At 72.4% G+C, this 25857-nt stretch carries 27 protein-coding genes and 1 pseudogene; 19 read left to right on the plus strand and 9 right to left on the minus strand.

What is annotated here, in order from left to right; genetic code table 11:
- Positions 1 to 151 precede the first annotated feature (151 nt).
- The 3 genes from DN051_RS42120 (at position 152) to DN051_RS42125 (ending at position 1527) form a co-directional block, all read left to right on the plus strand.
- Positions 152 to 727, plus strand: a complete 576-nt coding sequence (locus DN051_RS42120; RefSeq protein ID WP_112443052.1) for a transcriptional regulator — start codon at positions 152 to 154, stop codon at positions 725 to 727.
- 177 nt (positions 728 to 904) lie between these two features.
- Positions 905 to 1030, plus strand: a complete 126-nt coding sequence (locus tag DN051_RS47395) for a hypothetical protein (protein ID WP_281289085.1) — start codon at positions 905 to 907, stop codon at positions 1028 to 1030.
- On the plus strand, positions 1027 to 1527 hold the full coding sequence (locus DN051_RS42125; RefSeq protein ID WP_112443053.1) for a hypothetical protein: 501 nt from the start codon (positions 1027 to 1029) through the stop codon (positions 1525 to 1527). The genes DN051_RS47395 and DN051_RS42125 overlap by 4 nt, the downstream gene beginning before the upstream one ends.
- A 25-nt stretch (positions 1528 to 1552) precedes the next feature.
- On the opposite strand, the gene DN051_RS42130 is transcribed toward DN051_RS42125, so the two are convergent.
- Positions 1553 to 3157 carry an FAD-binding oxidoreductase gene (locus DN051_RS42130; RefSeq protein ID WP_112443054.1) on the minus strand — a complete coding sequence of 535 codons (1605 nt, stop codon included), beginning with the start codon at positions 3155 to 3157 and terminating at the stop codon, positions 1553 to 1555.
- Positions 3158 to 3240: 83 nt separating this feature from the next.
- Between DN051_RS42130 and DN051_RS42135 the strand changes: the two genes are divergently transcribed.
- From DN051_RS42135 to DN051_RS42150, 4 genes and pseudogenes are all read left to right on the plus strand, one after another.
- On the plus strand, positions 3241 to 3837 hold the full coding sequence (locus tag DN051_RS42135; RefSeq protein WP_112443055.1) for a TetR/AcrR family transcriptional regulator: 597 nt from the start codon (positions 3241 to 3243) through the stop codon (positions 3835 to 3837).
- Positions 3838 to 3999: 162 nt separating this feature from the next.
- Positions 4000 to 4395 carry a hypothetical protein gene (locus DN051_RS42140; protein ID WP_053763640.1) on the plus strand — a complete coding sequence of 132 codons (396 nt, stop codon included), beginning with the start codon at positions 4000 to 4002 and terminating at the stop codon, positions 4393 to 4395.
- A complete protein-coding gene (locus DN051_RS42145; protein ID WP_053763472.1) occupies positions 4392 to 5093 on the plus strand; it encodes a nucleotidyl transferase AbiEii/AbiGii toxin family protein in 702 nt (233 codons plus the stop codon). Before DN051_RS42140 ends, DN051_RS42145 begins: the two co-directional genes overlap by 4 nt.
- 14 nt (positions 5094 to 5107) lie before the next feature.
- A pseudogene (locus DN051_RS42150) lies at positions 5108 to 5314 on the plus strand (IS630 family transposase); the annotation flags it as partial.
- Between the two features lie 427 nt (positions 5315 to 5741).
- Here DN051_RS42150 and DN051_RS42155 read toward each other — a convergent pair.
- The gene (locus DN051_RS42155; RefSeq protein WP_112443056.1) at positions 5742 to 6317 is read right to left on the minus strand and encodes a GNAT family N-acetyltransferase; all 576 of its coding nucleotides are present in this window, start codon (positions 6315 to 6317) and stop codon (positions 5742 to 5744) included.
- The gene (locus DN051_RS42160) at positions 6314 to 7624 is read right to left on the minus strand and encodes an NsdA family TPR-like regulatory protein (protein ID WP_112443057.1); all 1311 of its coding nucleotides are present in this window, start codon (positions 7622 to 7624) and stop codon (positions 6314 to 6316) included. The genes DN051_RS42155 and DN051_RS42160 overlap by 4 nt, the downstream gene beginning before the upstream one ends.
- Positions 7625 to 7818: 194 nt before the next feature.
- Between DN051_RS42160 and DN051_RS42165 the strand changes: the two genes are divergently transcribed.
- The 11 genes from DN051_RS42165 to DN051_RS42215 all read left to right on the plus strand — a co-directional run bounded on the left by DN051_RS42165 (position 7819) and on the right by DN051_RS42215 (position 18524).
- A complete protein-coding gene (locus DN051_RS42165) occupies positions 7819 to 8277 on the plus strand; it encodes an ATP-binding protein (RefSeq protein ID WP_112443058.1) in 459 nt (152 codons plus the stop codon).
- Entirely contained in the window at positions 8274 to 8837 is a 564-nt protein-coding gene (locus DN051_RS42170; protein WP_112443059.1) for a hypothetical protein, read from the plus strand. The genes DN051_RS42165 and DN051_RS42170 overlap by 4 nt, the downstream gene beginning before the upstream one ends.
- A gap of 380 nt (positions 8838 to 9217) precedes the next feature.
- The gene (locus DN051_RS47400) at positions 9218 to 9352 is read left to right on the plus strand and encodes a hypothetical protein (protein WP_281289086.1); all 135 of its coding nucleotides are present in this window, start codon (positions 9218 to 9220) and stop codon (positions 9350 to 9352) included.
- 76 nt (positions 9353 to 9428) lie between these two features.
- On the plus strand, positions 9429 to 9728 hold the full coding sequence (locus DN051_RS42175) for a TfuA-like protein (RefSeq protein ID WP_112443060.1): 300 nt from the start codon (positions 9429 to 9431) through the stop codon (positions 9726 to 9728).
- Positions 9729 to 9861: 133 nt separating this feature from the next.
- The gene (locus tag DN051_RS42180) at positions 9862 to 10320 is read left to right on the plus strand and encodes a lactococcin 972 family bacteriocin (RefSeq protein ID WP_112443061.1); all 459 of its coding nucleotides are present in this window, start codon (positions 9862 to 9864) and stop codon (positions 10318 to 10320) included.
- Positions 10321 to 10393: 73 nt separating this feature from the next.
- Positions 10394 to 11032 carry a hypothetical protein gene (locus tag DN051_RS42185; protein ID WP_112443062.1) on the plus strand — a complete coding sequence of 213 codons (639 nt, stop codon included), beginning with the start codon at positions 10394 to 10396 and terminating at the stop codon, positions 11030 to 11032.
- A gap of 729 nt (positions 11033 to 11761) precedes the next feature.
- Positions 11762 to 12610, plus strand: a complete 849-nt coding sequence (locus tag DN051_RS42195; protein ID WP_246041269.1) for a hypothetical protein — start codon at positions 11762 to 11764, stop codon at positions 12608 to 12610.
- On the plus strand, positions 12607 to 14829 hold the full coding sequence (locus DN051_RS42200) for a bifunctional serine/threonine-protein kinase/ABC transporter substrate-binding protein (protein WP_112443064.1): 2223 nt from the start codon (positions 12607 to 12609) through the stop codon (positions 14827 to 14829). Before DN051_RS42195 ends, DN051_RS42200 begins: the two co-directional genes overlap by 4 nt.
- A complete protein-coding gene (locus DN051_RS42205) occupies positions 14829 to 17084 on the plus strand; it encodes a bifunctional serine/threonine-protein kinase/ABC transporter substrate-binding protein (RefSeq protein ID WP_112443384.1) in 2256 nt (751 codons plus the stop codon). Before DN051_RS42200 ends, DN051_RS42205 begins: the two co-directional genes overlap by 1 nt.
- Before the next feature lie 140 nt (positions 17085 to 17224).
- The gene (locus DN051_RS42210) at positions 17225 to 17740 is read left to right on the plus strand and encodes a SigE family RNA polymerase sigma factor (RefSeq protein ID WP_053763479.1); all 516 of its coding nucleotides are present in this window, start codon (positions 17225 to 17227) and stop codon (positions 17738 to 17740) included.
- On the plus strand, positions 17730 to 18524 hold the full coding sequence (locus DN051_RS42215; protein ID WP_112443065.1) for a hypothetical protein: 795 nt from the start codon (positions 17730 to 17732) through the stop codon (positions 18522 to 18524). Before DN051_RS42210 ends, DN051_RS42215 begins: the two co-directional genes overlap by 11 nt.
- A gap of 185 nt (positions 18525 to 18709) precedes the next feature.
- Here the strand turns inward: DN051_RS42215 and DN051_RS42220 are convergent, their stop codons facing one another.
- Positions 18710 to 19837, minus strand: a complete 1128-nt coding sequence (locus tag DN051_RS42220; RefSeq protein ID WP_112443066.1) for an alkene reductase — start codon at positions 19835 to 19837, stop codon at positions 18710 to 18712.
- Between the two features lie 67 nt (positions 19838 to 19904).
- Between DN051_RS42220 and DN051_RS42225 the strand changes: the two genes are divergently transcribed.
- On the plus strand, positions 19905 to 20261 hold the full coding sequence (locus DN051_RS42225) for a MerR family transcriptional regulator (RefSeq protein WP_053763482.1): 357 nt from the start codon (positions 19905 to 19907) through the stop codon (positions 20259 to 20261).
- Positions 20262 to 20303: 42 nt separating this feature from the next.
- Here DN051_RS42225 and DN051_RS42230 read toward each other — a convergent pair whose 3' ends face one another.
- The 5 genes from DN051_RS42230 to DN051_RS42250 all read right to left on the minus strand — a co-directional run bounded on the left by DN051_RS42230 (position 20304) and on the right by DN051_RS42250 (position 25737).
- Positions 20304 to 21908, minus strand: coding sequence for a transglycosylase domain-containing protein (locus DN051_RS42230; RefSeq protein ID WP_112443067.1), 1605 nt, complete (start codon positions 21906 to 21908; stop codon positions 20304 to 20306).
- On the minus strand, positions 21905 to 22561 hold the full coding sequence (locus DN051_RS42235; RefSeq protein WP_112443068.1) for a hypothetical protein: 657 nt from the start codon (positions 22559 to 22561) through the stop codon (positions 21905 to 21907). Before DN051_RS42235 ends, DN051_RS42230 begins: the two co-directional genes overlap by 4 nt.
- A complete protein-coding gene (locus DN051_RS42240) occupies positions 22558 to 23028 on the minus strand; it encodes a sigma-70 family RNA polymerase sigma factor (protein ID WP_162625180.1) in 471 nt (156 codons plus the stop codon). The genes DN051_RS42235 and DN051_RS42240 overlap by 4 nt, the downstream gene beginning before the upstream one ends.
- Positions 23029 to 23333: 305 nt before the next feature.
- Positions 23334 to 24293 carry a hypothetical protein gene (locus DN051_RS42245; RefSeq protein ID WP_053763486.1) on the minus strand — a complete coding sequence of 320 codons (960 nt, stop codon included), beginning with the start codon at positions 24291 to 24293 and terminating at the stop codon, positions 23334 to 23336.
- Between the two features lie 460 nt (positions 24294 to 24753).
- Positions 24754 to 25737, minus strand: coding sequence for an SDR family NAD(P)-dependent oxidoreductase (locus DN051_RS42250; protein ID WP_112443070.1), 984 nt, complete (start codon positions 25735 to 25737; stop codon positions 24754 to 24756).
- Positions 25738 to 25857 lie beyond the last annotated feature (120 nt).

Genomic DNA, 25857 nt, shown 5'->3' on the forward strand with positions numbered 1-25857 from the left:
CGCCGCCGTGAGCGGGCCTGCCGCACAGCGCGGCGGGCCCGTCCTCGTACGATCCACCACCGGGCACCGCCCCGGAACCACCCGTGGCCTACGATGCACAAGTCCGGCCGCGACGCGGCACCTTGAGCCGACGGAGCGGGAGGAAGCGAGCGTGCCCGAGCGGAACATGGAGTTCGGCAAGTACGGTGCCCGCGGCGTCCGAGGCCATCAGGCCGTCGCCCACCGGCTCGACACACTCGCCGGATTCGTCTCCACCCCGGTCACCGTCCGGCGCGGTCTGCTCGCCAGGCTGCACTACCTCACCCGCTCCGACCGTGCGCGTGCCGCCGCCCGCGAGGCGGGCCTCACGGTCACCGACCGCACCCTCAGGGCGTGGCTGGACGGCAGCCGCAACCCTTCCAGGCAGAACCTCGAACGTATCGAGACCGCCTACCGCGCGGTGCGCCGCCGCAACGTCGCCCGCCATCTCCTGGCGCGGCTGAACCGCCAGGGCCGCGGCACCCGGGTGGAGTTCCACCCCCTGGACCAGTCGCAGGTGGGCGGTCCGCGCCGGCGCGCGGTCACCTACCGGACCCTCAACGTCCGGCGGTGGGACCGCGTCGTGGCGGCCTGGGCGGCTGCCGACGACGGGGCACTCGACGAGGCGTGGATCAACGACGCGACCGTGGACCTCGGTTCGCAGTGGGGCCAGTACGAGTACATCACCGCCATCGGCTTCGCGGCGTAGCTACGACCGCAAGCCGTGGGACGGCGAGGTGCGGCGGCGGTGTGGAACTCCGACCGGGTCGCCTCCGATCGTTCCGTCGACGTTGTGGACGACGGCCCGGCACTGAGACCGCGCACCAGTATTACTGCCAGGTGCGGGTGTGGGACGACACCGCCCGCGCCTCCGCGTGGAGTCCCGGTGCGCTGGTGGGAGACGACGCTGCCCGAGGACGGCTGGCAGGGGCACTGGATCGACGCTCTCGGCGCTCTGCGGCCGGCCAATACGAGGTTGGTTCGGACGGTGGGCCAGGCGTACGAGCGGTGACCGACATCGTGCTCCTCAACGCCCGAGCGGATGCGACGACCGAGACGATCGCGAAGGACGCGAGTGTGGTTGCCGCCTCCGGCAAGGTCGTCGTCTGGCGCGGCGACGCCTGTCGCAAGGGCAGTTGCACACATGTCTACGACGTGGAGAAGCGCAAGAGCACCCGCACGCCCTCCTGCGAGGGCGGCGATCCCGTGGGCGTGGGCTCACTCGATCCCAGCGGACGCTGGTATGCCGGCGATCTGCGCACCGGCGGTCTGGCGATCCTCGACCTGGACCAAGGCACCTGCCGTGTGGTCGAGAACGTGTCCGCGCCTGACTCCGGCGACCTGGAGCAGACGTTCGCCGCCGCCTGGTCGGGGCCGAGCCTGATGTTGCTCGACCAGCGGTCCGGAACGCTCACCGTTGTGAACGCGGCCGACGGCAAGCTCGAGGAGCGCGCCGAACCGCTCCCGGTCGTCAACCAGGCCCAGATCTGGGGCACCGCCACGAACTGAGGGACCTGCCCTCATGAAGGCGGGGTCACCCCGCCGCCAGCAGTACCCCAGGGTTGAGGATGCCCGCCGGGTCGAGAGCGGTCTTCGCGGCGGTGAGGGCGGTGGCGAAGGGGGCGGGGCGCTGGCGGTCGTACCAGGGGCGGTGGTCGCGGCCGACCGCGTGGTGGTGGGTGATGGTGCCGCCGTGCGTCGCGATCGCCTCGGACACCGCGGCCTTGATGTCGTCCCACTGGGCGACGGTGCTGCCCCAGCGGCCGGGGGCGTAGATGCCGTAGTACGGCGCGGGGCCGTCCGGGTAGACATGGGTGAAGCGGCAGGTGACCACGCCCGTGCCGGTGACCTTGTGCATGGCCTGCCGGGCGGCTTCGGTGACGGCGTGGTGGAGTTCGTCGAACCTGTCCCACGTGCAGGCCGTCTCGAACGTCTCCGCGATCATCGCGTGCCGGGCGAGCGCGTCGCGTTGGTACGGCATGCGCAGGAACGACGCGCGCCAGGTGTCGCCGACGGCGTCCCCGCCGGCCGTGCCGCCCGTGCCGTCGTCGCCGTTCCCGCCGCGCTCGGCGGACGGCACGCCGCCGTGGTCGCGGCACAGCTCCAGCGCCCGCTCCAGCCGGTCGCGCACCGGATGGTCCGCGGACTCGAAGCCCAGGACGAGGACACCTCCGGGCGCGTTCACACCCGCGTGGATCAGCGCCTCGGCCGCGTCGAGCAGACGGCAGTTGGCGGGGTTCAGCCCGCTCTGCGCGACGGCCCGGGTCGCCGCCACCGCCGCGGCGTGGTCGGCGAAACGCACCGACGTCCTGGCGCGCCATCGCGGGCGCCGCTGAAGACGCATCCACGCCTCGGTGATGACGCCCAGCGTTCCCTCGCTGCCGAGGAGGAGGCGGTCCGGTGACGGCCCGGCGCCGGAGCCCGGCAGCCGCCGCGATTCGCTGACGCCGATCGGTGTGACCGCACGTATCGACTGGACCAGGTCGTCGATGTGCGTGTACAGCGTCGCGTAGTGGCCGCCGGCCCGGGTCGCGAGCCAGCCGCCCAGCGTCGAGAACTCGAACGACTGCGGGAAGTGCCGCAGCGTCAGATCGTGCGGCGCCAGCTGTTCCTCCAGGTGCGGGCCGAACACCCCGGCCTGGACGCGCGCCGCACGGCTGGTGACGTCGACCTCCAGGACCCGGTTCAGGCGTCCGAGGTCGACGGTGACCACGGGCCGGTCGTCGGAGCACCGCGGCTCGACACCGCCGACCACCGAGCTGCCGCCGCCGAACGCGATCACCGCGATGCCCTCACGTGTGCACCAGTCGAGCAGGTCGACCACGTCGCGCTCGTCGCGGGGGCGTGCCACGAGGTCGGGCACATGGCGCAGATCGCCGTGCAGGTTCCGCACCACGTCCCGGAACGCCTTGCCGTGCGCGTGCGCGGCCCGGTCGCCAGGGTCGGCGGAGCACAGTGCGGCGAGTGACGCCGGAGCGCTCACCCGGGGCTCCGGCAGCCCCAGCGCGGCGACGTCCGGTGGCTCGTGGCCCGCCAGCTCGCCGGGCACCAGGGCTCGCACCCGGTCCAGCAGCGTGTCCAGCTCCGCACCCCGGATCTCGTCCTCGACGTTTCCCCAGCCCCACCACGACCGCGTCATCACCGCTCCTCATCGAATCGGCCCATGAATTGACCCGTGGGTAAATTACCCTCCAGTCACTTCATCGGCTAGAGTTCGGCGCCATGAGCAGGGCCGGCACCAAGGGCGTCTCCCGCGCGGACCGGGAGCGGCAGATCATCGACGTCGCCGTGGAGCAGTTCGGTACGCACGGGTACACGCGCGTGTCCGTCGCCGCGGTCGCCCGGCGCGCGGGGATCTCCAAGCCGCTGATCTACAGCTACTTCGACTCCAAGGACGGCCTGTACCTGGCCTGCGTCCACCACGTCGGCCGCCTGCTGGTCGACTCCGTGGCCGCGGCGCAGATCCGCAGCGGGTCGACGGACCACGCGCTGGACACCCTGTCCGCGATCTTCGGCACGGTCGACCGCTGCCGGCACGCCTGGTCCGTGCTCTACGACCCCGCCCTGCCCTCGTCCGGCGACCCGCACGACGCCGCGCACCACTACCGGCGGCAGCTCTCGGCCATCGGAGCCGCCGGTACCGCCCGGCTCCTGGGCGCCGCCGGCCACGACGACCCGCTCGACCACGACCTGCTCAACCACGTCTGGCAGCACGCCGTCACCGCCGTCATGCGCTGGTGGTACGACCACCCCGAACAGTCCGCGGCCGAGATGACGGACCGCTGCGCCCGCCTGATCGGCGCGCTCGGCGCTCGCTGACGACCGGCTGACCCGGCGGCGTGTCGACCCGGCGGTCCAGGTCGTACGCGGAGGGGACCACGCCGGGGCGGGCCGCCGATGCCCCCGGCCCGCCCCCGAGACCGCCGCCCGAACGGGCGGGCCCGGGGTCCCGGCACCGCACCGGACGCCATAATGGGAGCCATGGCAGCCAGCAGCCCGCGGCCCGCGGCATCCCGGACCGCAGACCTCTCCGGCGCGTACGCCGAGGATCTCGCCCTGTACCGGGAGAAGTTCCGGCGGCGTCTGCCGGCGTCGCTGGACGAACTGCACGGCCCCACGCACGGCGTCGTGGACCTGCCGCTGCACGTCGCCTGGTCGGGGATGACCTCGTACGACCTGGACAAGCCGCGTCAGCGCATGGGCCTGTACCGCACCGTCCTGCACGAGGGACTGCACGACGACCTGCCGCGCCTCCTCGACCGGGACCTGCTCGTGCAGATGTGGCCGGTGCTGCGCACCCTCGTCGGCCGCACCGTGCGCACCGTGTGGGAGGACGCCTTCCCCCAGCTCGCCGACCGCGCCCGAGCCGCCGCATGACGGACATGCCGGAGCTGCACACGCGGCTCCTGGCGGACGTCATCGCCCTCGGCTCCCCCTATCCACTGGTCCTCACCGGCGGCTACGCCGTGCGGGCGCACCGCCTCGTGGACCGTCCGAGCCAGGATCTCGACGTCGCCACCGAGAGCCCGGAGCCGATGTCCGACATCGCGGCCACGCTCCGGGCCGGGCTGGAAGCGCGCGGCTGGCAGGTGCGGTCGCTGGAGACGGCGCCGCTGTCCGCCCGCTTCACCGTGTCCGACCCCGTCACCGGGCAGGAGTGCGAGGTCGACATCCTCAAGGAGATCTTCTGGCGTCCCATCGCCGACAGCCCGTACGGGCCCGTCCTCGCCGAGGAGGACGTCATCGGCACCAAGGTCCGCGCCCTCGGCGACCGGGGCGCGCCCCGTGACCTGATCGACGTGTTCGCGGCCTCCCGCCGCTGGACGACCACGGAACTCGAGGAGTTCGGCCGCCGCCACGCCCGGGGCCGCTTCGAACGCGAGGACCTCCAGGCCAACCTCGCGGGCGCCGAGTGGACCGACGACGAGGCGTTCGCCGCCTACGGCCTGGACGACGCCACCATCGCGGACCTGCGCGCCTGGGCCGTGGAGTGGGCCGACGACTTGGCCATGCGGATCGTGGAGGAATCGGGGGACCCGGAGCCCGACGCGTCCGACGACCCGGAGGCCGGCTGATGTTCTGCGCCAGCAATCCGCCTGAGCGGGCGGTGGTGTTGTGCGTGGACGAGAAGAGCCAGATCCGGGCCCTGGACCGGTCGCAGCTCGTCCTGCCAATGACGCCCGGCTGCCCGAGCGGCGTACGCATGACTACTTGCGGCACGGCATTACCAGCCTATTCGCCGCTTTCAACATCGCCGACGGTCGTCATCGGTGAACTCCACCGCCGCCAACGGGCGGTGAAAGACGGCATCAGTTTCACCCAGTACTCCGTCGGCACCCAGGCACCCAGGCACCCAAGGCGATGCAAGCCCGCCTTCTGGACCGTCAGCTGCCCAACCTTGGTGACGAACGGCAAGGCGGATCAGCGTCCCGGCTGCACCTGCCCGCGCATCGGGACCATCCGGGGTGGAAGACCGGGGCGGGGCGTACCCGTGTCCGGGGGTCAGGCGGCGGTCGTCCAGCAGTCGCAGGGGCAGGAGTCCGCCCACTGTTCCAGCAGCGCCGCCCACTGCTCGGAGTGCTCGCGGCTGGCCGGCTGGTTCATCAGGTTGCGGATGGCGTCGTTGAGGTGGTCCCGCGCAGGGCAGCAGACAATGCCCGCAGATCGGGGGAGTTGGGCATGCCCCCAAGGTACGGGCGGGGCTGACACCGCCCGTACGGTGATCAAGGGTTGGTAAGCGGATGCTGTTGCAGGTCGCGGACCATGCAGTCGTACAGGGGTGCGTCCTCCCACGGGTGGGAGGTGCCGAGGCGGTGGTATCCCCACGCCTGGTAGGCCAGGCGGGCCGGTGCGGCCTCGGGCTCGGGCCGTACGGTCAAGGTGACCCGCTCGGCATATACGTCCTTCAGGATGAGGCCGTGCAGGGTGGCGGCGACCCCGCGGCGGCGCCAGGCCTTGCGGACAGCCAGTTCGATGATCACAAACGTGCGCCGGCCGTCCTCGCGCGCCTGGTCGGGCGGGAGCTGGACGTCCTGGAGATTGGTCCACCACCGGGTGTCCGGGGCGAGGTAGTAGCCGTACGAGAAGGCCACGACATCCTGTCCGTCGTGGCAGAGCACCAGGCGCATGCCAGGGCGTTCGGCCTGGACGGCGTAGTGCTCGATGAACTCGGCGACGTCCCGGGGCCCCTCCAGGTAGGGCGGCTCTGCGTAGATCTCCTCGTACGCCGGGAGGAACGCGTCAATGGCGCTGCCAGCGTCCGCGCCCTCGTGTCGGGTGTAGGTCACCTCGGGCGTCATGCTGCCTTCCTCTCCTGCACGTAGTCCGTCAGTTCCTCAGCGGCCTGGCGGGCTGAGACGGCGTCGACGTCGCCGAGGAGGTCAACGACCTCAGTCAGCCGGCGCAGTACCCGCCCAGACTCGACCTCTTCCAGGTGGCCCAGGCTTTCGGTCGCCTGGGCGGCGCCCTCGTCGACCTCGCCGCAGCTCACCAGGCTCCGGGCCAGGGTGAGACGGTACAGGGCGCGATTGCGGCCGTAGGTGCGGTCCTGGTGGGCGAGGGCCGCTCGCAAGAACGCGACGGCGCGGTCGTGGTGGCCGGTCTCGGTGTAGTGCAGGCCCTGTGCGTAGTCCAGCTCGGCGTGGCCGTGGAAGGCCGCCCAGTCCGGGGAGGGGCACCCGCGGTCTGCTCGTTCCACCAGTCGCATGGACTCAGTGAGGCGTTGGCGGGCGGCGGAGTGGTCCCGCATGAGGGACAGGGCCCGGGCCTCCCGGGAGGCGATGAGGGACTGGATGATGGGCGAGCCGTAGCGGGTGGCCCGTTCCTGGGCGGCCCGGGCCAGGTCGTAACCGTCGCGGGGCCGTCCGGTGTAGCTGGCCTGCATACTCAGGGAGGCGAGCACGAGGATTTCCAGGGAGGTCTCCCGCACCATCGTGGCGGTGGTCAGGGCGTCTCCCCAGTAGGAAGTGGCCGCGTCCTGGTCGTCGGCGTCGTAGTGCAGCCAGGCGCAGTGCTCGGCGGTCTCGCCGGCGAGGAGGCGTAGCTGTCGGCCGATGGTTTCCGGGTAGTCCCGTGTGTTGATGACGCGGCGAACGCGGCACAAGTGCTTGACGGCCAGCGAGAGGACGTCGCCGCCGCCGTACGCGTCGTCCAAGTGGTACAGGGACCGGAGTCCTTCGCGTAGCTCCAGCACGTGGGTGGTGCCGACGGCGCCTGTACTGCTCGGTGGCGTGACGGTGGGCTCTCGGTGAGGTAAGGCGACGGCTGCGGCGGCGCCGATGGAGTCGGAGAGAAAGGCCCGTCGGTGCACGCTGGTGCCTTCCTTTGCGAGGGGCGTTGCTCCTCTCACGGTGACACCGGCTGGGGGGTTGAGGAAACCGAGCTCGGTCGGGTCTACGCCGAACATTGCATGGATGACTCGCCATGTCCGGGCCCTGGGGGTCGGGGGCGGCATCTCGTACTTCCAGCGGCGGACGTGACGCGGGGTCACCGTCATCGGATCGCCCAAGAGGTTGGCAGTCGCCTCAAAGGCCCGGACGAACTTGCCTGTTGTGTCCCAGCCCTGCGCGGTGCACGCCTGCTCGAACAGCGTCAGTTCCTCGGCCACGTCGTAACTCCGCTCGTCCGCCCGTCTACTGACCGTAGTCGGTACTGCGGACCGGGATGTCCTCTCGCGTCAGAATGTCCGCCGGAATGTCCGCCCGGACGTCCGCACGCCGGCATTGACCGGCTGTTGGCTTGTAGGGCGGGCCCCCTGGACCCGCCTCCGTAAATGCACGACAGCCGCTTGGGGGCTTCAGCATGGCGAGCATCACCACCCACGAGAGCGAGACGGTAGACCGGCTACGGCCGACCTGGCGGCCGGTCGCTTCAAGCACCGGTGCCCCGTCCTACAGCGGCGCGCTGCAGAGGGACGACCAAGCCGCGGAGGACGCCCGGAAGATCGTGGACATCGTGCTGGCCGTCTGGCGCCTGGAGCATCTCGCGGACGACGTGAAGCTGATCGCTTCGGAACTGGTGAGCAACGCCGCCCGGCACGCCAGGGGCACTGTGGTGCGGATGGTGGTGACCCGTACGGCCCGCTACCGGGTCCGCGTCGCGGTCACGGACAAGAGCCGAGACCTGCCGCAGCTTCAGATCGCGGACCCCCTGGCAGAGGCCGGCCGGGGCCTGTGCCTGGTCGACGCGCTGGCCAGCAACTGGGGCGTCATCCCCCTGCCCTGGGGCAAGCAGGTGTGGGCAGAGGTGACCGCACCATGACGACCGCCGCCGTCTTACGGCCGCCGTACCTGCCGCGCAAGGACATTCCCCTGGACCTGGTCCCCGTCGACGGCGCATGGAACGCCGTCACCGTGCCCGCCGCGTGGGGGCACCTCGTGCTGGACCTCCTGGCGGACCGCTCCGGGCCCCTCCTGGAGGACGAAACCGGCGGCCACCTGCTGTGGGTGATCCCGCCCGGCGCCGCGGACCGCTGGCCGGACGCCCCGGCGGCCGGGGTGGAGCTCCACCGCGAGGGCGACGAATTGCTGGTGTGCGGCCGGGAGGGCTACCGCTCCGGGATGCGCTGGCTGCGCGTGCCCACGACCAGCCGGTGGGACACAGCGCCCGGCTGCTGCGCCTGGGCCTGGAATGGGTGCTCGGGCCCCTCGCCGGGGCGCAGGCGGTACAGGTGTGCGTCTCCTGCGGCGCCCCGACCCGAGACGGCCGCCTCCTCGCCCGCAGCTTCGGTACTGCTGGGCCCGGCTGGGAGGTGCACGCCTGCCCGACGTGCTGGCGAGAGATCGCCTGCGGCGCCCCTGGCCTCCACCTCCGTGTGGTGAAGAAGGGCCCCCAATGACCCCTCGAACAGCGGTGGTCGTGTGCGCGGTTGCCCTTGTAGCGCTGCTGTCGGCGCTCGTGCTGGCCGCCCCCACCAGACCATCCGACCACCCGCCCCGGGCCGGTAGCGGCAGCTGACCGGCTCCCCATGCCCAGACCCGCGTCCTCGCGTGCGGTCCCCGGCCCGGGGTGGGTCATGCGTCCCGGCTGACCTCTCGGGGAGTGACGGCACCGGGACACCGGTTCCGGCCGCCGCCGACACGGCGGACGGGATCGCGCTCTGGACTCCGCGCCGGCTGGTCGTCATTGAGCAGCCGGCGCGGCAACCAACCCCGGGAGGCACCCGCCTCGCCGGGAGGACGGGATGGAAGGAACACCCGACATGGTGTCGAAGGCAGAGAACGCAGCGAAGACCACGGAGCAGGTCGCCGACGGCGCGGCCGTCGAGGAGTTGGTGGACACCGCCGCGGTCGTCCGCAGCGAGGACGTGGAGCAGGAGGAGTGCTACACGTTCTGACCCGGCTCGACGGCGGGCGCCCGGCCACACGGTGTGGCCGGGCGCCCGTCCCATCTGCGCACCTTTGGAGACCAACGTGATTCACGTCTTCACCGGGCCCACGTTGAGCCCGGACGACCCCGCCCTCCAGGGCGACGGCCTGCGGATCAGGCCTCCCATCAGGCACGGGGGCCTGTTCGACCCGGGGATCGAGGCCGGGGACACGGTCGTCATCATCGACGGCGTTTACCACCAGGCGCCGGCCGTGCGGCACAAGGAGAACGTTTGGACGCTGGGCCGGGGCGTCCGCGTCATCGGCGCGGCGAGCATCGGAGCCCTGCGGGCAGCGGAGTTGGGCGGCTGCGGCATGCTTGGCGTCGCGCTAACTACTGAATGAGCGTGCAAATCTCTCACGCCGATCGGCGGCATTTTTCAGCCAAGTGTTTTGGTGTCTCTTTGCCAGGATGCGCGGGTTGGGGGAAGATCCATTCGCTGCCCCCGTGACGGGGGCATCATGGGAGGGGAATTGCATGAAGGTTTCCGGTAGGTCTATGGCTTTCGCTCTGGCGGGTGGGCTCCTGGCTGCAGGCGTCCTTGCCGTCCCGGCTACTGCGAACGGCACCCAGGTTCCGGCCGTTGGCACCGTCACCGTCACGACTCACATCCAGGGTGATGGCACCCAGCCGCCTGCGGCACTGGGAGACCCCAAGGAATGGGGCGTAGTGGAGTTCACGGCTGACTCCACGGGAGGCGTCACGCCGATGACAGTCCTCGACATTGGTGGCGGAACATGGAGCTATGGAAAGAATCTCACCACTGATGGCCAGTACTGCTACTCGAATTACTACCACCCAACGGTGAAGCATGGGTCGACCGTGCAGGTGGCCAGCTGGGAGGACAAGCAGATAGTGGCCAAGGGCCTGTGGTCCTACGCCAATATCACCGCGGGTGCGGCGTACACGTGCAAGACCTACTACGCTAAGTACTAGTTCCTTCCGCCCCCGGCAGCCACTGCCGGGGGCGGAGTTCCTCTCCCTGAGGAATTGACCAAAGAATAGGGTCATGAAAATCGCACACTTTACGCGTTCTCGCATCGCTCCTATTGCGGCAATTCTCGGGGCAGGTGCACTGCTCGGCACGGTCGGCCCATTCGCAAGCAAATTCGACAATCTAGCCTGTCAGGCTGTAGGCGTCATATTTTCCGTGGGATGGTCGTGGGCATGCTTCGCCTTCCTGGTCGGTTACTCGCGGCGGTCAAGAATTGAGGCATCGCTGCTGGCGTCTTCGGCACTGGCAGTCGGCGTGGCCGTATATTACATTTTCAAGTTTCTGAGCCCCGACGTTCCGGCCGGGGGACACGTCATCTCTGGTGCAGGCGATGGCCTCTCCTCCAGGGCCCTGTTCTGGGGGGTGGCGGCTTTCGTCTTCGGTGCGCCCATTGGGCTCCTGGGGAGTATGGCGAGAACGCCCGGCATCGGCGGTCTCGGGTTCCGCCTGCTAGTCCCGTTGATCGCCTTCTTCGAGGCTTCCCTGCGGCTGACGGCGGAGGTAGACGACTCGCAGGGCCGGGTCGTCGAAATGGTCTGGGCTTCGGTGCGCGCGCTCTCGGCCGTGGCCGTAGTGCTTCTCGTAGGACATACAGTGTGGAACTGGTGGCACGGCCGGGGCACGCGGCAGCCTGCCCCGGCAAAGCGCCTCTGACGCATCACTGATACATAGGCTGGGCGGCCGGTCAGCGGTGGCCCCTGAGATCCCGTCTTGCATGGGACGGCCATGCGGCAACCGAGCTTGGGATGACTACGGTGCTGTGTCGCGCCGTCGGCGCTCTGTGATTGGCCCTGGCTGGGCTGCCCAACGGGTGAGGGGCACGTCCAGCTGCCTGTGCGGGGGCCTTTCCGGGCCAGGCGTAATGGAGGGGACCTCAGTACATCGAGGAGGGCGGAGACGCCCTGACCGAGGTTCTGGCACGGGCGAGGTGTCGGTACCCAGAGTGCGCCCCGTCGTGCGGAGCGCGTTCAGGGCGTGGGATCTGACCGCGGACGACGCGGAGCTGATCGCAAACCCCGTTCAGCACGCACATGACGACGTGGTGTGGCTGGCTGTCCGGCGTCTCGACGAGCAAGCCGTACAGATGGCCGTCATCGACAGATGTCACGCCGGGAACGTTCGAAGGCCCATGGGTCTCCTGGCCGTGAGCGACCGTGGACTCGCCAGCGTCGACCATTTTGCGACCCGCTGGGGAGTCGACCTGTGGCCGTGCGGCAAACGCGTCTGCGCAGACCTGGCGGTGACCCGCGCAATGTGACATCTCGTGTGACAGCCGTGGCACAGCTGTGCCACTTTCCGTCGATCGCCGGCTGCTGCAAGCACTTCGCTGCCTAGCATCGTCGCTGACGCTTCGGATGCCGACGAGCCAGGGGAGTTGCGGTGGTGAGAGGGGAAGTGGCGTGCCTCGGGCTGGTCGTGGCGGTGTGCGGGTCGCTGCTGGCCGGCTGTACTTCCGGCGGAGGTGACTCGTCGGGGGACGACGCCGCGGCAGGCGGCCGGGTCACGGTGACCGCCGATCCGTCGCCCCGCACCAGTGCCGGTCTGGATCCGGCCGGACTTCCGACGACCGCCACCCGGGCCGCCGCCCTCGTCCGGGAAGTCGTCGCGCAGCCCGCCGCGTTCGGTCCGGACACGGTCCGCAGCAGCCCGTACGAGAGCGATCCGCGCCGGTGGGCGGTGCTCGGGGAGGACTGCGTCTGGGAGCAGCGGGCGCGCCCGAGGAGCATCCTCGCCACGCTGACCCGCCACTACGAGGTTCCCGCGGGCGGCGGAAGAGGCCCCCTGCGGCTGACCGCCGTCGTCACGGCGCACCGCACCGCCGAGCGGGCCGATTGGGAGAACGCCGAGGTGCTGGAGGAAATGATGCGCTGCCCCTCCCAACTGCTGCGCGACGGCGAGGTCCTCGGGGAACTCACCGACGTCCCGGCCTACTTCGGTGAGGCCCTCAGCGGCTACGCCGACGACATCCTCACCGAGACCGGCAGCTACGCGAGCGACGAACTCGGCGGCCCCCACGCGTACGTCTGGTCGCAGACCCGGATCGGCCAGTTCACCCTCGCGGTCTCCGCCAAGGGCTCCGAGGGCTGGGCCGAGAGCGACCTCTTCGACCGGCTGAGGGACCCGCACTCCGGTATGCGCGCCGCCCTCAGGGCAGAGGTCGGGCGGGACGCCCCGGACGGCGGCGACCCGCCCTCGGCGCGGCCCGGCGGAACGGGGGACGACCGCCGATGACCGAGCGACTCACCGCGTTCGACCCGGCCCGGATCGGCGGGCACCGCCTGCTCGCGCGGCTCGGCGCGGGCGGCATGGGTGTCGTCTACCTCGGCCGCGCCGAGTCGGGGGACCTGGCGGCGGTCAAGGTGATCCTGCCGGAGTACGCCGACCAGCCCGAGTTCCGGGCCCGGTTCCGCCGCGAGGTGGCGGCCGCCCGGCGGGTTGACAGCCCGTGGGCCGTGCCGGTGACCGGCGCCGACCCGGACGCGGCGGCGCCCTGGCTGGCCACGGCGTTCGTGCCGGGTCCCTCGCTGGCCGAGGCCGTCGCCGCCTGCGGCCCGCTGCCGGTGCGCGGAGTTCTGGTCCTCGGCCGGATGCTGGCCCGCGCGCTGACCGCCGTACACAGGGCGGGACTCGTGCACCGCGACGTCAAGCCCGGCAACGTCCTCCTCGCGGTGGACGGCCCGCGCCTGATCGACTTCGGTATCGCGCGCGCACCCGAGGAGACGGCGCTCACCTCGGCCGACATGGTCGTCGGCACCCCCGGTTTCCTCGCGCCGGAGCAGGCACGGGCGGAGCCCGCCACCGCCGCCAGTGACGTCTTCGCCCTCGGCTGCCTCCTCGCGTACGCCGCCACCGGGCGCCCGCCTTTCGGCACCGGAGCCGTGGACGCCCTCCTCTACCGCACCGTGCACGACGAGCCCGACCTCGACGGCGTACCCGACGACCTGCGCGAGCTGCTGGAGCGCTGCCTCGCCAAGGACCCGGCCGCCCGGCCCACCGCCGACGAACTCGACCCGGCACTGGGTGCGGAGCCGACCGACGGCACCGGCGCGGACCGGGTGGCAGGAACTGCCGGGGGCACCGGTGCCGACCGTCCGGAATACACCGGTGAGGACACCTCCGGCAGCCCGCTCGACTGGCTGCCCGACGACGTCGTACGGCTCATCGCCGACCGCTCCGCCGCGATGCTCGCCCTGCCGGGCATCGAGGCCACCGCGCTCGACGCGGCGCCCGCAGGGCCGGTGACCGTCGAGCCGCCCGCTCCTGTAGCCCAGGACGCCCCGCCGCCGAGGCCCGTAGCGCGTCGAGCCTTCCTGCTCGGCGGCGGTGCCGCGCTCCTCGCCGCGGGCGGTGGTGCCGCGCTCTGGGCGAGCGGACGCGACGGCGACAGCCCTCCCGCGGCCCGCCGCTGGGTGCTCGGGGTGCAGGCCGACCTGACCGGCCCTCAGCAGGCGATCGGCACGGCGCAGGAACGGGCGGTGCGGCTGGCCGTCGAGCAGTTCAACTCCCGTAAGGACAGACCCTTCACACTGAGCCTCGTCGTCGGCGACGACCGGGGCGAGGAGAGCCGCGCCACCGCGATCGCCCGCGCCCTTGCGGCCGACCGCGACCTGCTCGCCGTCATCGGCTCGACCGGCGACGGGACGACCGGGGCGAGCCTCGACGAGTACGACGCACAGCGCGTCCCGCAGCTCACCGCATCCTCCGCACAGGAGGTCTACGGCACCTCGCAGCCCCGCCACTTCCTCCAGGCCGTCCCCGGATACGGGGTCTCGCCCGCCCTGATCGCCTTCCACCTGGACGCGCGGGGCGTCGAGCGCGCCGGGGTGCTGGTCGACCGGGACGGCGGCGTCGGGGCGTGGCAGATCGGCCACACCACGTTCCAGTCCCTCGGCGTCGTCAAGATCCCCGTCCAGCCCCGGGTGGTGCCCCGACTGGCCGAGGACATCGACCCGTTGGTCGCCGAGATGGCCGCCCGCAAGCCCGACGGCTTCGTCTACACGGGCACACCCGCCCGCGCCGCGGCCGTCGCGCGGGCCCTGGCACGGCTCGACTTCACCGGGGTGCGCGTCCTCGGTTACCCGGCCGCCGGCCAGGAGTTCCTCACCGCCGCCGGCCCCGCCGCCGAGGGCTGGGAGGTCTTCGCGCCGTACACCGATCCGCGGGCCGCTCCCGTGCGGGCCTTCGCCACCGCGTACCGCGAGCGCTACGGGTCCGCGCCCCCGTACTGGGCGGTCGAGGCCTACGACGTGGCCCGCATGGTCGTCGCCCGCCTGACCGCGGCCGGCGGCCGTCCCTCGCGGAGCGAGCTGTACGGCCTGCTGGCCAAGGGCACGTACAAAGGGCTCGCGCGGACGTACGCGTTCGAGGACGGCCTGCTGAAGGGCTACGACGTCTTCCGCTACGTCGTCGAGGACGGCCGGTATGCCTTCGCGGGCGAGGCGAGTCTGTGATGCGTGCGCTCACGGCCGACGACCCCGAGGACGTCGGAGGCCTTCAGCCGCTGGCCCGGCTGGGCGCGGGCGGCATGGGCGTGGTCTACCTGGCCCGGACGGCGGGCGGGGCGCTGGTCGCCCTGAAGGTGATCCGGGCCGAGCACGCGGCGGACCCGGCCTTCCGCGCCCGCTTCCGGCGCGAGGTCGCGGCCGTACGCGGCCTGACCGGACCCTGGCTGGTGCCGGTCGTGGCCGCCGACCCCGAGGCCCGGACACCCTGGCTGGCCACCGAGTTCGTCCCCGGGCCCGGCCTGAGCGAGGTGATCGACGGACACGGAGCGCTGCCCCTGGCCGCCGTACGGACCCTGGGATCCCGGCTCGCCGACGCACTGGCCGCCGTGCACGCGGCCGGACTCGTCCACCGCGACGTGAAACCGGGCAACGTCCTGCTCGCCCTGGACGGCCCCCGCCTCATCGACTTCGGCATCGCGCACACCGCGGGCGCCACCGCGCTCACCGCACCCGACGCCGTCGTCGGCACCCCCGGCTTTCTCTCCCCTGAGCAGGCACGGGCCCGCGCCGAGGAGGTGGGCCCGCCCAGCGACGTCTTCGCGCTGGGCTGCGTCCTCGCCCACGCGGCCGGCGCGCGGCGGCCGTTCGGCGCGGGGAACGCGGCGGGGGTCCTGTTCCGGACGGTGCACGAGGAGCCGGACCTCGCGGAGGTGCCCGCCGAGCTGCGGGCGCTGATCGGGGCCTGTCTGGCCAAGGATCCGGGTCTGCGGCCCACGGCCGCCCGGGTCGCGGCGGCGCTGCGGGACCCCAGGACGCGTCCGGTCCGGCACGGAGGGCCGGGGGAGGAGCGGACCGGGAACCACCTGCCGCCCGCCGTGCTGCGCATGGTCGCCGAACGGTCGGCGCGGGCACTGGACGTGCCCGCCCCGCGGCGGACACCCGGCCGACCGGCGGGCGACCACACGGCGCTCGGCCCGCCGCCCCCGCACGGGTCCCGCACCCGTGAGGGCGCAGGGGCGCCAGAAGCCGCAGAAGCCGCAGCGGCAGGGGAGTCCCGAACGGTACGGGAGTTGCGCGACGCACTCCCGCCGAACCGGCGCCGGGTGCTGCTGATGGGCGGCGCTGCGGCCGCCGTGGTGGCGGTCGGCGGCGGGATCACCGCATATCTGGCGGCCGGACGGAGAAGCGCCGGCGGCTCCGGCGACGGCCTCCCCGTGCACACGCTCGGCTTCCAGGCCGACATGACCGGGGACCAGCGGGCGGAGGGGGTGGCGCAGGAGCGCGGGGCGCGGCTCGCGGTGGAGCGGCACAACGCGCGGACCGGCATCACGTTCCGGCTCGCCCTCGACACCGTCGACGACCGGGGCGACGCGACCCGTGCCGAGCGCGCGGCACGGCGGTTCACCGAGGCCGGGGTGTGCGCCGTCCTCGGGCCGGTCACGGAGACCGCCGCGCGCGCCGCCGCCCCGGTGCACCGGGCGGCGGGCACGGCCATGGTGCTGGTCTCCCTGGACGACACCGGACTTGAATCGGCCGGGCGCATCCTGCGCGTCACCCGGGCGCCCGAGTCCCGACTCGCGATCCCGCTGGTCTCGTATCTGAGCGAGGACCGGCCGGTCGACCGAACCGCCGTGATCGACGACCGCGCGGCGGGTCCGTCGGGTCCCTCGCTCACCTCGGCACTCACGCGGGCCCGGCCCAACGAGGGCGCCACCGACGTGCGGTCCGTGGCGGCCGACAGCGACGACTTCCGCCCCGCCGTCCGTGCCGCGCTCGACGGAGGCGCCCAGGCCGTCGTCTTCAGCGGCACGTCGTCCGAGCGCGCCGCGCGCTGTGCCCGCGCGCTCGACGAGGCGGGCTTCACCGGTCCGCGCCTGGGCACCTGGCACATCATGCGGCCGGACTTCCTCCGGCAGGCCGAAGGCGCGGGGCGGGACTGGCTGTTCGCCGCTCCCTTCACCGACCCCGGCGGCGTCTCGCGCGACTTCCGGGCCGCCTACCGCGCGAAGTACGGGTCCGGGCCCGGCCGTTGGGCACCGGAGGCGTACGACGCGGTCGGATTGGTGGCGCGGGCGCTGACGGCCTTGGGCGGTACGGCCGACGTCACCCCGCCGGCCGTGGCGCAGCGCCTGTCCGGCATCACCCACCGTGGTATCGCCAAGACCCTCACCTTCGCGGACGGCACCTTCACCCCGGGGCCGGACGAGTCCTGCTTCCTCTTCGAGGCGCGGGGGAACACCTTCCGCCTTCTCGGGCGTTGATCCTCGCTGATCGATGGATCCCGGGGACCGTGTTCACCGTCTTCTCAGAGGGGTGTGCTTCGATGGGAGCGACCCGTGGGACCCATGGGCGGCAGGAAACGCCCGGGTCGCACGGGAAACCCGAGAATCCGGTGGAGGGCATGACCGAGGACGAGTTCGACGCTTTCTACGCGGCCGCGTTCCCCCGTCTGACCGGGCAGCTCTACGCCTTCACCGGGGACCTCAGCGAGGCCCAGGACGTGGTGCAGGAGGCGTTCGTCCAGGCCTGGGACCGGCGTCACAAGCTCCTGGTGGACGCGGCGCCCGAGGCGTGGATACGGACGGTCGCCATGCGCCTGGCGGTGAGCCGGTGGCGTCGCGCCAAGCGCTGGCTGGAACTGGTGCGCCGTACACCGCTTCCTGAGTCGACCCCCGGACCGGGCCCCGAACGCACCGCGCTGGTCACCGCGCTGCGTCAACTGCCCGAGACACAACGCATGGCGGTCGTGCTGCACCATCTGTGCGACCTGACCGTCGAGCAGGTAGCCTCCGAGACCGACGCGCCCGTGGGGACCGTCAAGGCCCGTCTGTCCCGTGGACGGGCGGCACTGGCCAGGCACCTCGCGGTGGACGAGGCCGCGGAGCCGACGTTGAGGGAGAGCGGCCGTGTCCGATGAACTCGCCAGGATGCTGCGCGAGTTGGCGGCACGGCACCAGCCTCCGCCGCCGGTGGACCCGGCCGAGATCCGGGCCCGCGCCCAGCGCCGCGGCCGACGCCGCAGGGCGAGCGCCGCGCTCGGTGTGACGACCGTGGCGGCTTGTGCGCTGACGGTGGCGGCCGCCCTCACACCGCCCGCCGAGGACGTCGCGCCCACGCGTCGTGTTCCGGCCACGGCGCCGGACACCTCGCGCACGCCCACCGCACTCTCCACGTCGCCGGGCTCCACGTCACCGCGCTCCACGCCACCGCGCTCCACGCCACCGCGCTCCACGTCGTCGTCGCCGCCGGTGGCCGACCTCCTCGACGTGAACCGGCTCACGCTGACGGTCGGAGACCGCGTGATGCGTGTGGACCCGCAGTACTTCGCGGCCCTGCGGCCCGGCCGCGACCTGATGGTGGCCGCCAAGTACGACGTGCTGCCTCCGTCGGCGTACACGACACCCAAGGGCTTGGCGAAGACCAAGATCCCGTACGTGGTCGAACTGCGCGGCGACGGCGAGTCACCCGTCTACGTCGGCGCCCTCCCGGCCGGCGCGAACGCCGCTTCCACGATCGACGGGAAGACCGGCTGGGTCGGACTGACCAGCGTGGACGCCGAGTGGTTCTACGCCCGTGTCCGCAAGGGGGACCACATCCGCGTCGTGGCGTCCGTCGCCGCCGGCACCTCCGAGCCGACCGCCGGCGCGGCGGACCGGGTCCCCGGGAGCACCGACGCGGGATCGTTCGCCGACGGGGGCTGACCGGAGAGGGCGCGGCCGTTCACGACGGGGCGGCCGGAGTGCCGTCAGTGCTGTCCTGACGTGTGTCCGCGGAGTTCCCTGCTGGTGGCCGGTGCCGTCGTCATGAACCCCTGCACCCCGGGGATTGCGGTGCACCGCATCGGCGCCCACGCCGTCCCTGCGGCACCGGCCTTCGTGGAGACCCTTCACCGGGCTTGGCACAACGAAGCCCCGGTCGCGGTGCCGGAACGTTCGTCCGCGAGCGTCGGGTAGTCGGTGTAGCCCCGCGCGCCCTGCGTGTAGAGGTGTTCCGTGTCGACCGGGGTGGCGAGCGGGTCGTCCGCGGCGATGCGGGCGGGCAGGTCCGGATGGGTGAGGAAGGCGCGCCCGTAGGACACCAGGTCCCCGTGGCCCTCGGCCAGCACGCGTTCGCCCTGGTACCGGGTGGTGGGCGCGTGGTTCTCGCCCACGTTGGCGATCAGGGTGCCGCTCCAGCGGGGGCGGAGGTCGGCCAGCGCGGGGTAGTCGTCATTGTCCGTGAGGTGGAGGTAGGCCAGGCCCAGCGGATCCAGCGTGTCCGTCAGCGCGCGGTAGACGGGGGCGGGGTCACGCTCGGACATGCCGAACTGCGGGTTGCCCGGCGAGAGCCGGAGCCCGAGCCGGTGCGCGCCGATCGCCTCGGCGACCGCGGTGACCAGTTCGACGGCGAACCGGGTCCGGTCGTGCCCGTACGCGTCCGTGCGCAGGTTGGTGTTGTCCGCGAGGAACTGGTGTGTCAGGTAGCTGTTGGCGCCGTGGATCTCCACGCCGTCGAACCCGGCTCGCAGGGCGTTGCGCGCGGCGGCCACGTGATCGTCGATCGCGGTACGGATGTCCTGTGCCGTCATCTCGCGCGGTACGGGCGCCTCGGCCGTACCGTCCTTGACGTGCACGGGTCCTGGGACGGGCACGGCGGACGGCCCGGCGGGGATGTCGCCGAGCAGCCGGGAGCGCGGGTGCCCCTGGCGTCCGCCGTGCATGAGCTGCGCGAAGATCCGCCCGCCGCGGGCGTGCACGGCCTCGGTCACCGCACGCCAGCCCGTGACGTGCGCCTCCGTCTCCAGCCCGGGGACGCGCCAGCCGCTCTGGCCCCGGCGGTGCGGCCAGATGCCCTCGGTGATGAGGAGTCCGGCTTCGGCGCGCTGCGCGTAGTAGTCGGCGACCACCGGGAGCGGTGCGCCGTCCTCCCGCGCGCGGTACCGGGTCATGGGCGCCATGACGAGACGGTTGGGCAGGTGGAGGGCGGCCGACGTGTACGGGGTGAGCAGCGGCGATACGGGCGCTGTGTTCGTCATGCGGGGCACCGTAAAATATGACACCGGTGTGAGATTCAACCCCGGCCCTCGTGGGGAAGCTGGATTCATGAAGATCGGCGAGCTGTCCCGGCGGACCGGGGCGAGTGTGCGCTCCCTGCGGTACTACGAGCAGAAGCGGTTGCTCGCCTCCGAGCGCAGCCCCGGCGGCCACCGGGAGTATCCGGAGGCCGCCGTAGACCGTGTGATCCTCATTCAGCACCTGCTGACCGCCGGGCTGAGCAGTGACAAGATCGCGGACGTTCTCCCCTGCATGCGCGACCACGACGGCGGACCGGCGGAGACGGCGACTCCATGGCTGCTCGAGCAACTGGAGGCGGAACGTACCCGGATCGACCGCTCGATCGAGGAACTGCGGTACACGCGCGACGTACTGGACGAGGTCATCGAGGCCGCGGCGGGCTGAAGGACCGCGGCCGGCCGTCGTGATCAGCGGTCGGCCGGTCGTTCAGGAGCGGCCGAGCTGCTCCCGCACCTCCTCCACGGCCGACATCGCGAACTTCTCGAACCCGTCGCCCAGCCGGGCCGGGCGGGGCGGGCGTTTGCCGCGCGCGGGATACTCGGCGAACAGCGACACCGTGACCGACAGCTTCGGGTCGGCCGCCGTGTGCCACAGGGTGCGGGTGCCGGGGCCGGTGCCCGCGCCGCCCGTGTGGGCGAACGTGGGCTGTTCGCCGGGCGGACGCGGCGCGGCCGTCATGACACCCCCACCCTCCGGCAGCACACGGACCGGTTTCGGCCGTGCGGTGTGCAGGGTGCGGCCGGCCCGGGTGACCTTCGAGACCGTGTACGGCTCGGCGTACGTCTGTTGCGCGGCGAGCGTCGCGTAGGCCGTGGCCAGCCGTAACGGCGACGGCGCCGCCGCCTTGCGCAGCGAGCCCAGAGGGCCGTCGGCGGTCAGGGGCGTCACCGGATCGACGGCCGTGCCCGCCTCCACCGCGCCCGACACGGCGTTGTTGAACGGCTGTTTCGTGTAGTCCGCGCCCCCGTACAGCACCCGGACCGCGCCGTCCCCGGGCACCACCGCCACCATCGCCGTGCGCAGCGCCGCCCCCCGTCGTGCGCGGGGCGCGTCGCGCACCCGCTCGGTCGTCGCGTCCTGCGCGGCCAGGTCGAACGTCGTACGGACCGTGTAGCCGCCCCGCGCCAACTCGTCCTGGCTGATGCCCAGCCGTTCGGCCGCCTCCGCCGCGGCGATGTCGATCAGGTACTGGCGCTGCCCCTCCGTCTCGCCCGGCGGGTAGAAGCGGAACGCCGGGAAGTGGGCGGCGGTGCGCTCCGCCGCCGAGATCAGGCCGGTGCCGCGCATCCCGTCCAGGACCCACTCCCAGCGGTTGCGCAGGGTCGCGGTGACCTTCGTGTCGGCGCCCACCCGCTCGTAGTACGACGGCAGGTTGATGACGGCCGCGAGCGCGGCGCCCTGGGCCAGTGTCAGATCGCGTGCGTCGACGCCGAAGTAGTTGCGTGCCGCCGACTGGATGCCCGCCGCGCCCCGCCCGAAGTACACGGTGTTGAGATAGCCCTCCAGGATCTCGTCCTTGGTGCGGGTGCGGTCCAGTTTGATCGCGATCAGCGCTTCCCGGGCCTTGCGGTCGAGTGACTGCTCGGGGCTCAGGAGCGCGTTCTTGACGTACTGCTGGGTGATCGTCGAGCCGCCCTGGCGCCCGCCGCCGCTGAGCGTCGCCACCGCCGCGCGGACCAGGGCGGTGGGTGAGACACCCGAGTCGGTGCGGAACGAGCGGTTCTCCGCGGCGATCACCGCGTCCCGTACCTGCCGGGGGACCTGCGACAGCGGTACGTCCTGGCGGTCCACCGGGCCGCGCCGTCCCAGGTAGTCCCCGTTCCTGTCGAGGAACACGGTGCTCTGGACGGCGGTCTCCGGGTGCGGCTTCGGGATGTCCGTCATCCGGTACGCGACGACGACCGCGCCGCACGCCGCGAGGGTCAGCGCCAGCAGGGTGACGAGCGCCCGCCGCAGCCAGCGCCCCCGGCGCCGGCGGGCGCGGACGAGCCAGTTCGGACGGCGCACCGCCACGCGCCGGAGCCGGATCACCGGGACACCCCGCCGCGGGCCAGGACGGTGCCGTCAGCGGCGTACACGGTGACGCGCGCCGCCTGCCGTTCGCGTGGGTCCGAGGGCGGGCGGCCGGTGGCGTACCAGACCGTCCAGCCGGGCTCTCCGGACAGGGTGAGCAGTGTGCCGGTGAGGGTGCCGGAGGGCGTCACCGTCTCGACGCGGGCCGCCGGCCGCTCGCCCCGGTACACACCGGTGAGCAGCAGACGGCCGTCCACGATCTCCGAGCGGAGGCTGACGGCCGTGCCGCCGCCCGGTTCAAGGGCCCGGGTGCCGTTCCGTGTCGACCACTTCGCCTCGTTCTTGGTCAGCCACACCTCGGCGCCGGGCAACGGCCGCACCCGCTCGCCGGCCGCCACCACCCGCACGGTGCCGGACGGTGCGGGAGTGTCGGGTGCCGACGGTCCGGCACCTCCGGGCAGGGTCAGGTCCGTGCCGGCGATGACCACCGCGGGCACGAGCAGCAGCAGGGAGCAGGCCACCAGCAGCGCCGTACGGCGTCTGCGGCGACGGGTGCGGCCCTCGCGCAGGATCGCGTCCAGCGGCGCGGTTGGCGGGGCGTCGAGGTCACCCACCGCGGCCCGGAACGCCTCGCGCACCCAGGTCTCGTGTGCGGTGTCGACATGGCTCATGGGCGTGCTCCCGCTCCGGAGGGAAAGGTGTCCTCCAGGGCGGCCAGGCCGCGCCGGAGGAGCGACGTGACGGTGCCGGTGGAACAGCCCAGCACCTGGGCGGTCTCCGACTTGCTCAGTCCTTCGCCGTAGCGCAGGACCAGGACCACGCGCTGCCGGGCTGGCAGTCCCGCCAGCGCCCGCAGCAGTGGCGAGGACTGCCCGGCGTCGGCGGGATGCCGCCGGGGCGGGCGCAGGTGGCGGCGTACCAGCGTCCGCCGCACATGGAAGTCCGCGTCGCCGCGCGGAATCCTGCGCCGGCGGGCGTACGTCTCCGCCAGCGTGCCGCGGGCCAGGTCCTCGGCCGCTCGCGGATCGCCCGTCAGGAGGTGGGCGGCCCGCAGCAGCCAGGGCCAGGTGTGCGCGGTGTAGGCGGCGAAGTCGTCGCGCGGGGAGGGCGGTTGCGGTGCAGAGGGTCGGCGGCTCACCTCGGCGGGCTGTTCCACCGGTAGGGCTGGCCGGCGGCCGGCGGCTCCGTGGCTGCGGCTGTCGTGGTCGTCATCGTGTTACCCCTGCGGTGTGTTCCTTGTGCGTGGTGCCGGGACCTGTACGCACGCCGCATGCGGACGGGTTGCACGCGAGACAGTGCAGCGGTCGGCCCACCGACGAGATCCGGCCAGGTCCCGGGTGCCGCGGTCACGCGTCGGTCCGAACCCGCGGGCTCCCGGGTGGTGCGGCGACGCGGAGCCGGGCCCGCACCCCGGGAGGTTCGGGCCCGGCGAGCGGCGGGCGCTTACTTCAGGGTGACGTTCACCTCGGACACCTCCGCCTTGAGGTCGGCGCCCCTGGCGCTGTTCACGACCTGGACGGCCTCGATCTGCGACACCTCGGGGATCGGATCGTTCCGCAGGTAGGCCGCGTACCGTCGCGCGACCTCGGTGAAGTCGACGTTGATCCGGGTCGTCCGGCCGGGTTCGATGCGCTGGCCGTACACGGTGACGCGGCAGCCGCTCGGCGCTCCCTCACCGTTCTTGCAGTTGTTGGTCCACAGCACGCCGTCCCGGTTCGGCCGGGAGAACGGGCCCGGGTCGTGGTGGACCACCGAGATCAGGTTCAGGCCGCGTGCGGTGCGGTAGATGAAGTCCGTGGTGAGGACGGCCCGTCGCTCGGCGCAGCGGAAGTCTCCGGACTGCTCCACCAGCGCGTCGTAGGAGACCTCGGCCCGGCCGTCCGAGAAGTTGTACTCCTTGCCGTCGGCGCGCCGCTTGAGCGAGCTGCCCACGTACTCGTAGGAGAACGCGACTTCCTTGAGTTCGCACTGGTCCCGGAGGTTCCTGGAGTTGTTCTGGAGCACCAGTTTCAGAGGCGAGCCGGACGGGCCCTGCACCTGGTGGTCGTAGCCGGGGTACTGGCGCAGCCTGTTCTCCTCCCAGCCGTACGTGACGAAACGCCAGGTGGGGCACTCCACCCCGCGCCGGGAGGCGTACCCGAACCAGGTGCACGAGCCGTCGACCCGGTTCCGGTTGTCGACGGCATCGCAGTCGCGGGAGTCGTTGCCGTAGTTGGTGCCGCCGGACTCGTTGGAGACGCTGTAGCAGCGCAGCTTGGGGCCCGGGTCGTACACGATCGACGAGGAGGGGGTCGTCGCGGCGGCCTCGCCCTCGTCCGAACTCGCGTAGGGGATCAGCAGCGCCACGAGGGCGGCGACGGCCGCGAGCGACCCGATGTGCCTGGTGCGGCGGTGGCTTCTCATGAGGTCTCCTCGCGTGCCGTTCCAGCGGGGGGTCCGGACAGCCATGACGGTGCCTCAAGCTATCGCCGCCGCGGGCGGCCGATGTGACGCCGACGCTGAACTCCGTCGCTGCCGAAAGCTGTTCGGGCGGCATCCGTGCAGAGCCGCGCAGCCCCGGGATCCGTGCGGACCGTCGCTCGCGATCGGCCCCCGGGCACAGGCGCTGAGCTGTGGTGATGTCGTTCCGGGGGTGCGGCGCGGTGGGTGCCCGGACAGTGCGCGGAAGGTGCGTCGGCGGTGGAGTACCGCGCTCGGAGAGCTGCCGGTGAGGGGACGAGATCGCGCACTCCGGATGATCTCTTCGCCCTCGGGCACGACCGGCCGGACAGGCGCAGAACCGCCGTCGTGGCCGTCCTCGGCCGAGCGCGGCCTTTGGTGTCTGTCGTGCGTCAGGCCTGCTCGCCCGCCGGTCGGCGGCCCTTCACACCGAGGTGGCCGAGGGGCCGGAATCCCGGGCCGCCGCCGCGAGCAGGTCGAGGGAGAGCTGCCACAGGCGGGTCGCGTGCCCGGCGTCCATCGCGTACGCGGCGACTCCGCGGCGGACACCGGGCCGGTGCGGTCCGGCCTTGTTGCAGTCCTCGAAGTACCGTCCGCTCACGCCGTCGACCAGCGGGGACGCGGCGAGCAGCACGGAGGTCGCGGCGCCCTGCTCGATGTCCTTCCAGGACACGTCGGTGCTGGTCGGATCGAACGAGGCCGGGCTGTTGGAGACGTCCCCGATGTGGCGCCCGAGCCGGGTGCTGGTGATCCGGCCGGGGTTGAGGGCGTTGACGGTGATCAGGTCGGCTGCCCAGCGGCGCGCCGCCTCCACCGCGAACAGGACGCCGGCGGTCTTGGACCGGCTGTACGCGGCCCACGGGTCGTACGGGCGCCGCTCGAAGTTGATGTCGTCGAAGTCCACGTCACCGTTGATGTGCCCGACCGAGCTGACGGCCACCACCCGGGCTCCGCGGGCCGCCGTGAGGGCGTCGTGCAGCCCGGTGGCGAGGGCGAAGTGGCCGAGGTGGTTGGTGGCGAACTGCATCTCCCAGCCCTCCTTCGTCCGCTGGAGCGGCGGCGCCATTACACCGGCGTTGAGGACCAGGATGTGCAGCGGCCCCCGCCAGGCATCCGTGAACGCACGCACCGAGGCCTGGTCGGCGAGGTCGAGTGTGCCGGCGCGTACCAGGCCCGCCCCGTTCGACGGCGAGATCTCCTCGGCGACCCGTGCGCCCACGGCCGGGTCCCGGACGCCGATGGTCACCTCGGCGCCGGCGGCGGCCAGCGCACGCGCGGTCTCGCGTCCGATGCCGGAGGCCGCGCCGGTGACGACGGCGCGCTTGCCGTCGAGGCGGACACCGGCCAGCACTTCGGTGGCGGTGGTGCGTGCCCCGAAGGGAGTGGTGATCAGAGGGCGGTCGGGCATGGCGTTCTCCAAGGAGGCGGTGGTGCCGGCCGGTGGGGCGGGGGCGACACGGTGGGGCCCGGTCGGCGAGGCCCGGGATCAGGTGGTGTCCGGCGGGTACGGCAGGTGTGATCGGCCCGT

Origin of the sequence: Streptomyces cadmiisoli (assembly GCF_003261055.1) — a bacterium.
GTDB lineage: Bacteria > Actinomycetota > Actinomycetes > Streptomycetales > Streptomycetaceae > Streptomyces > Streptomyces cadmiisoli.

Bases quoted from the DNA above. Each gene is read 5' to 3' on its own strand.
- DN051_RS42235 (WP_112443068.1), bottom strand. From the start codon at position 22,561: ATGAGCCATGTCGACACCGCACACGAGACCTGGGTGCGCGAGGCGTTC.
- DN051_RS42205 (WP_112443384.1), top strand. From the start codon at position 14,829: ATGCGTGCGCTCACGGCCGACGACCCCGAGGACGTCGGAGGCCTTCAG.
- DN051_RS42250 (WP_112443070.1), bottom strand. From the start codon at position 25,737: ATGCCCGACCGCCCTCTGATCACCACTCCCTTCGGGGCACGCACCACC.
- DN051_RS42170 (WP_112443059.1), top strand. From the start codon at position 8,274: ATGACGACCGCCGCCGTCTTACGGCCGCCGTACCTGCCGCGCAAGGAC.
- DN051_RS47400 (WP_281289086.1), top strand. From the start codon at position 9,218: ATGGTGTCGAAGGCAGAGAACGCAGCGAAGACCACGGAGCAGGTCGCC.
- DN051_RS42140 (WP_053763640.1), top strand. From the start codon at position 4,000: ATGGCAGCCAGCAGCCCGCGGCCCGCGGCATCCCGGACCGCAGACCTC.
- DN051_RS42225 (WP_053763482.1), top strand. From the start codon at position 19,905: ATGAAGATCGGCGAGCTGTCCCGGCGGACCGGGGCGAGTGTGCGCTCC.
- DN051_RS42200 (WP_112443064.1), top strand. From the start codon at position 12,607: ATGACCGAGCGACTCACCGCGTTCGACCCGGCCCGGATCGGCGGGCAC.
- DN051_RS42180 (WP_112443061.1), top strand. From the start codon at position 9,862: ATGAAGGTTTCCGGTAGGTCTATGGCTTTCGCTCTGGCGGGTGGGCTC.
- DN051_RS42145 (WP_053763472.1), top strand. From the start codon at position 4,392: ATGACGGACATGCCGGAGCTGCACACGCGGCTCCTGGCGGACGTCATC.
- DN051_RS42135 (WP_112443055.1), top strand. From the start codon at position 3,241: ATGAGCAGGGCCGGCACCAAGGGCGTCTCCCGCGCGGACCGGGAGCGG.
- DN051_RS42165 (WP_112443058.1), top strand. From the start codon at position 7,819: ATGGCGAGCATCACCACCCACGAGAGCGAGACGGTAGACCGGCTACGG.
- DN051_RS42155 (WP_112443056.1), bottom strand. From the start codon at position 6,317: ATGACGCCCGAGGTGACCTACACCCGACACGAGGGCGCGGACGCTGGC.
- DN051_RS42245 (WP_053763486.1), bottom strand. From the start codon at position 24,293: ATGAGAAGCCACCGCCGCACCAGGCACATCGGGTCGCTCGCGGCCGTC.
- DN051_RS42220 (WP_112443066.1), bottom strand. From the start codon at position 19,837: ATGACGAACACAGCGCCCGTATCGCCGCTGCTCACCCCGTACACGTCG.
- DN051_RS42130 (WP_112443054.1), bottom strand. From the start codon at position 3,157: ATGACGCGGTCGTGGTGGGGCTGGGGAAACGTCGAGGACGAGATCCGG.
- DN051_RS42185 (WP_112443062.1), top strand. From the start codon at position 10,394: ATGAAAATCGCACACTTTACGCGTTCTCGCATCGCTCCTATTGCGGCA.
- DN051_RS42210 (WP_053763479.1), top strand. From the start codon at position 17,225: ATGACCGAGGACGAGTTCGACGCTTTCTACGCGGCCGCGTTCCCCCGT.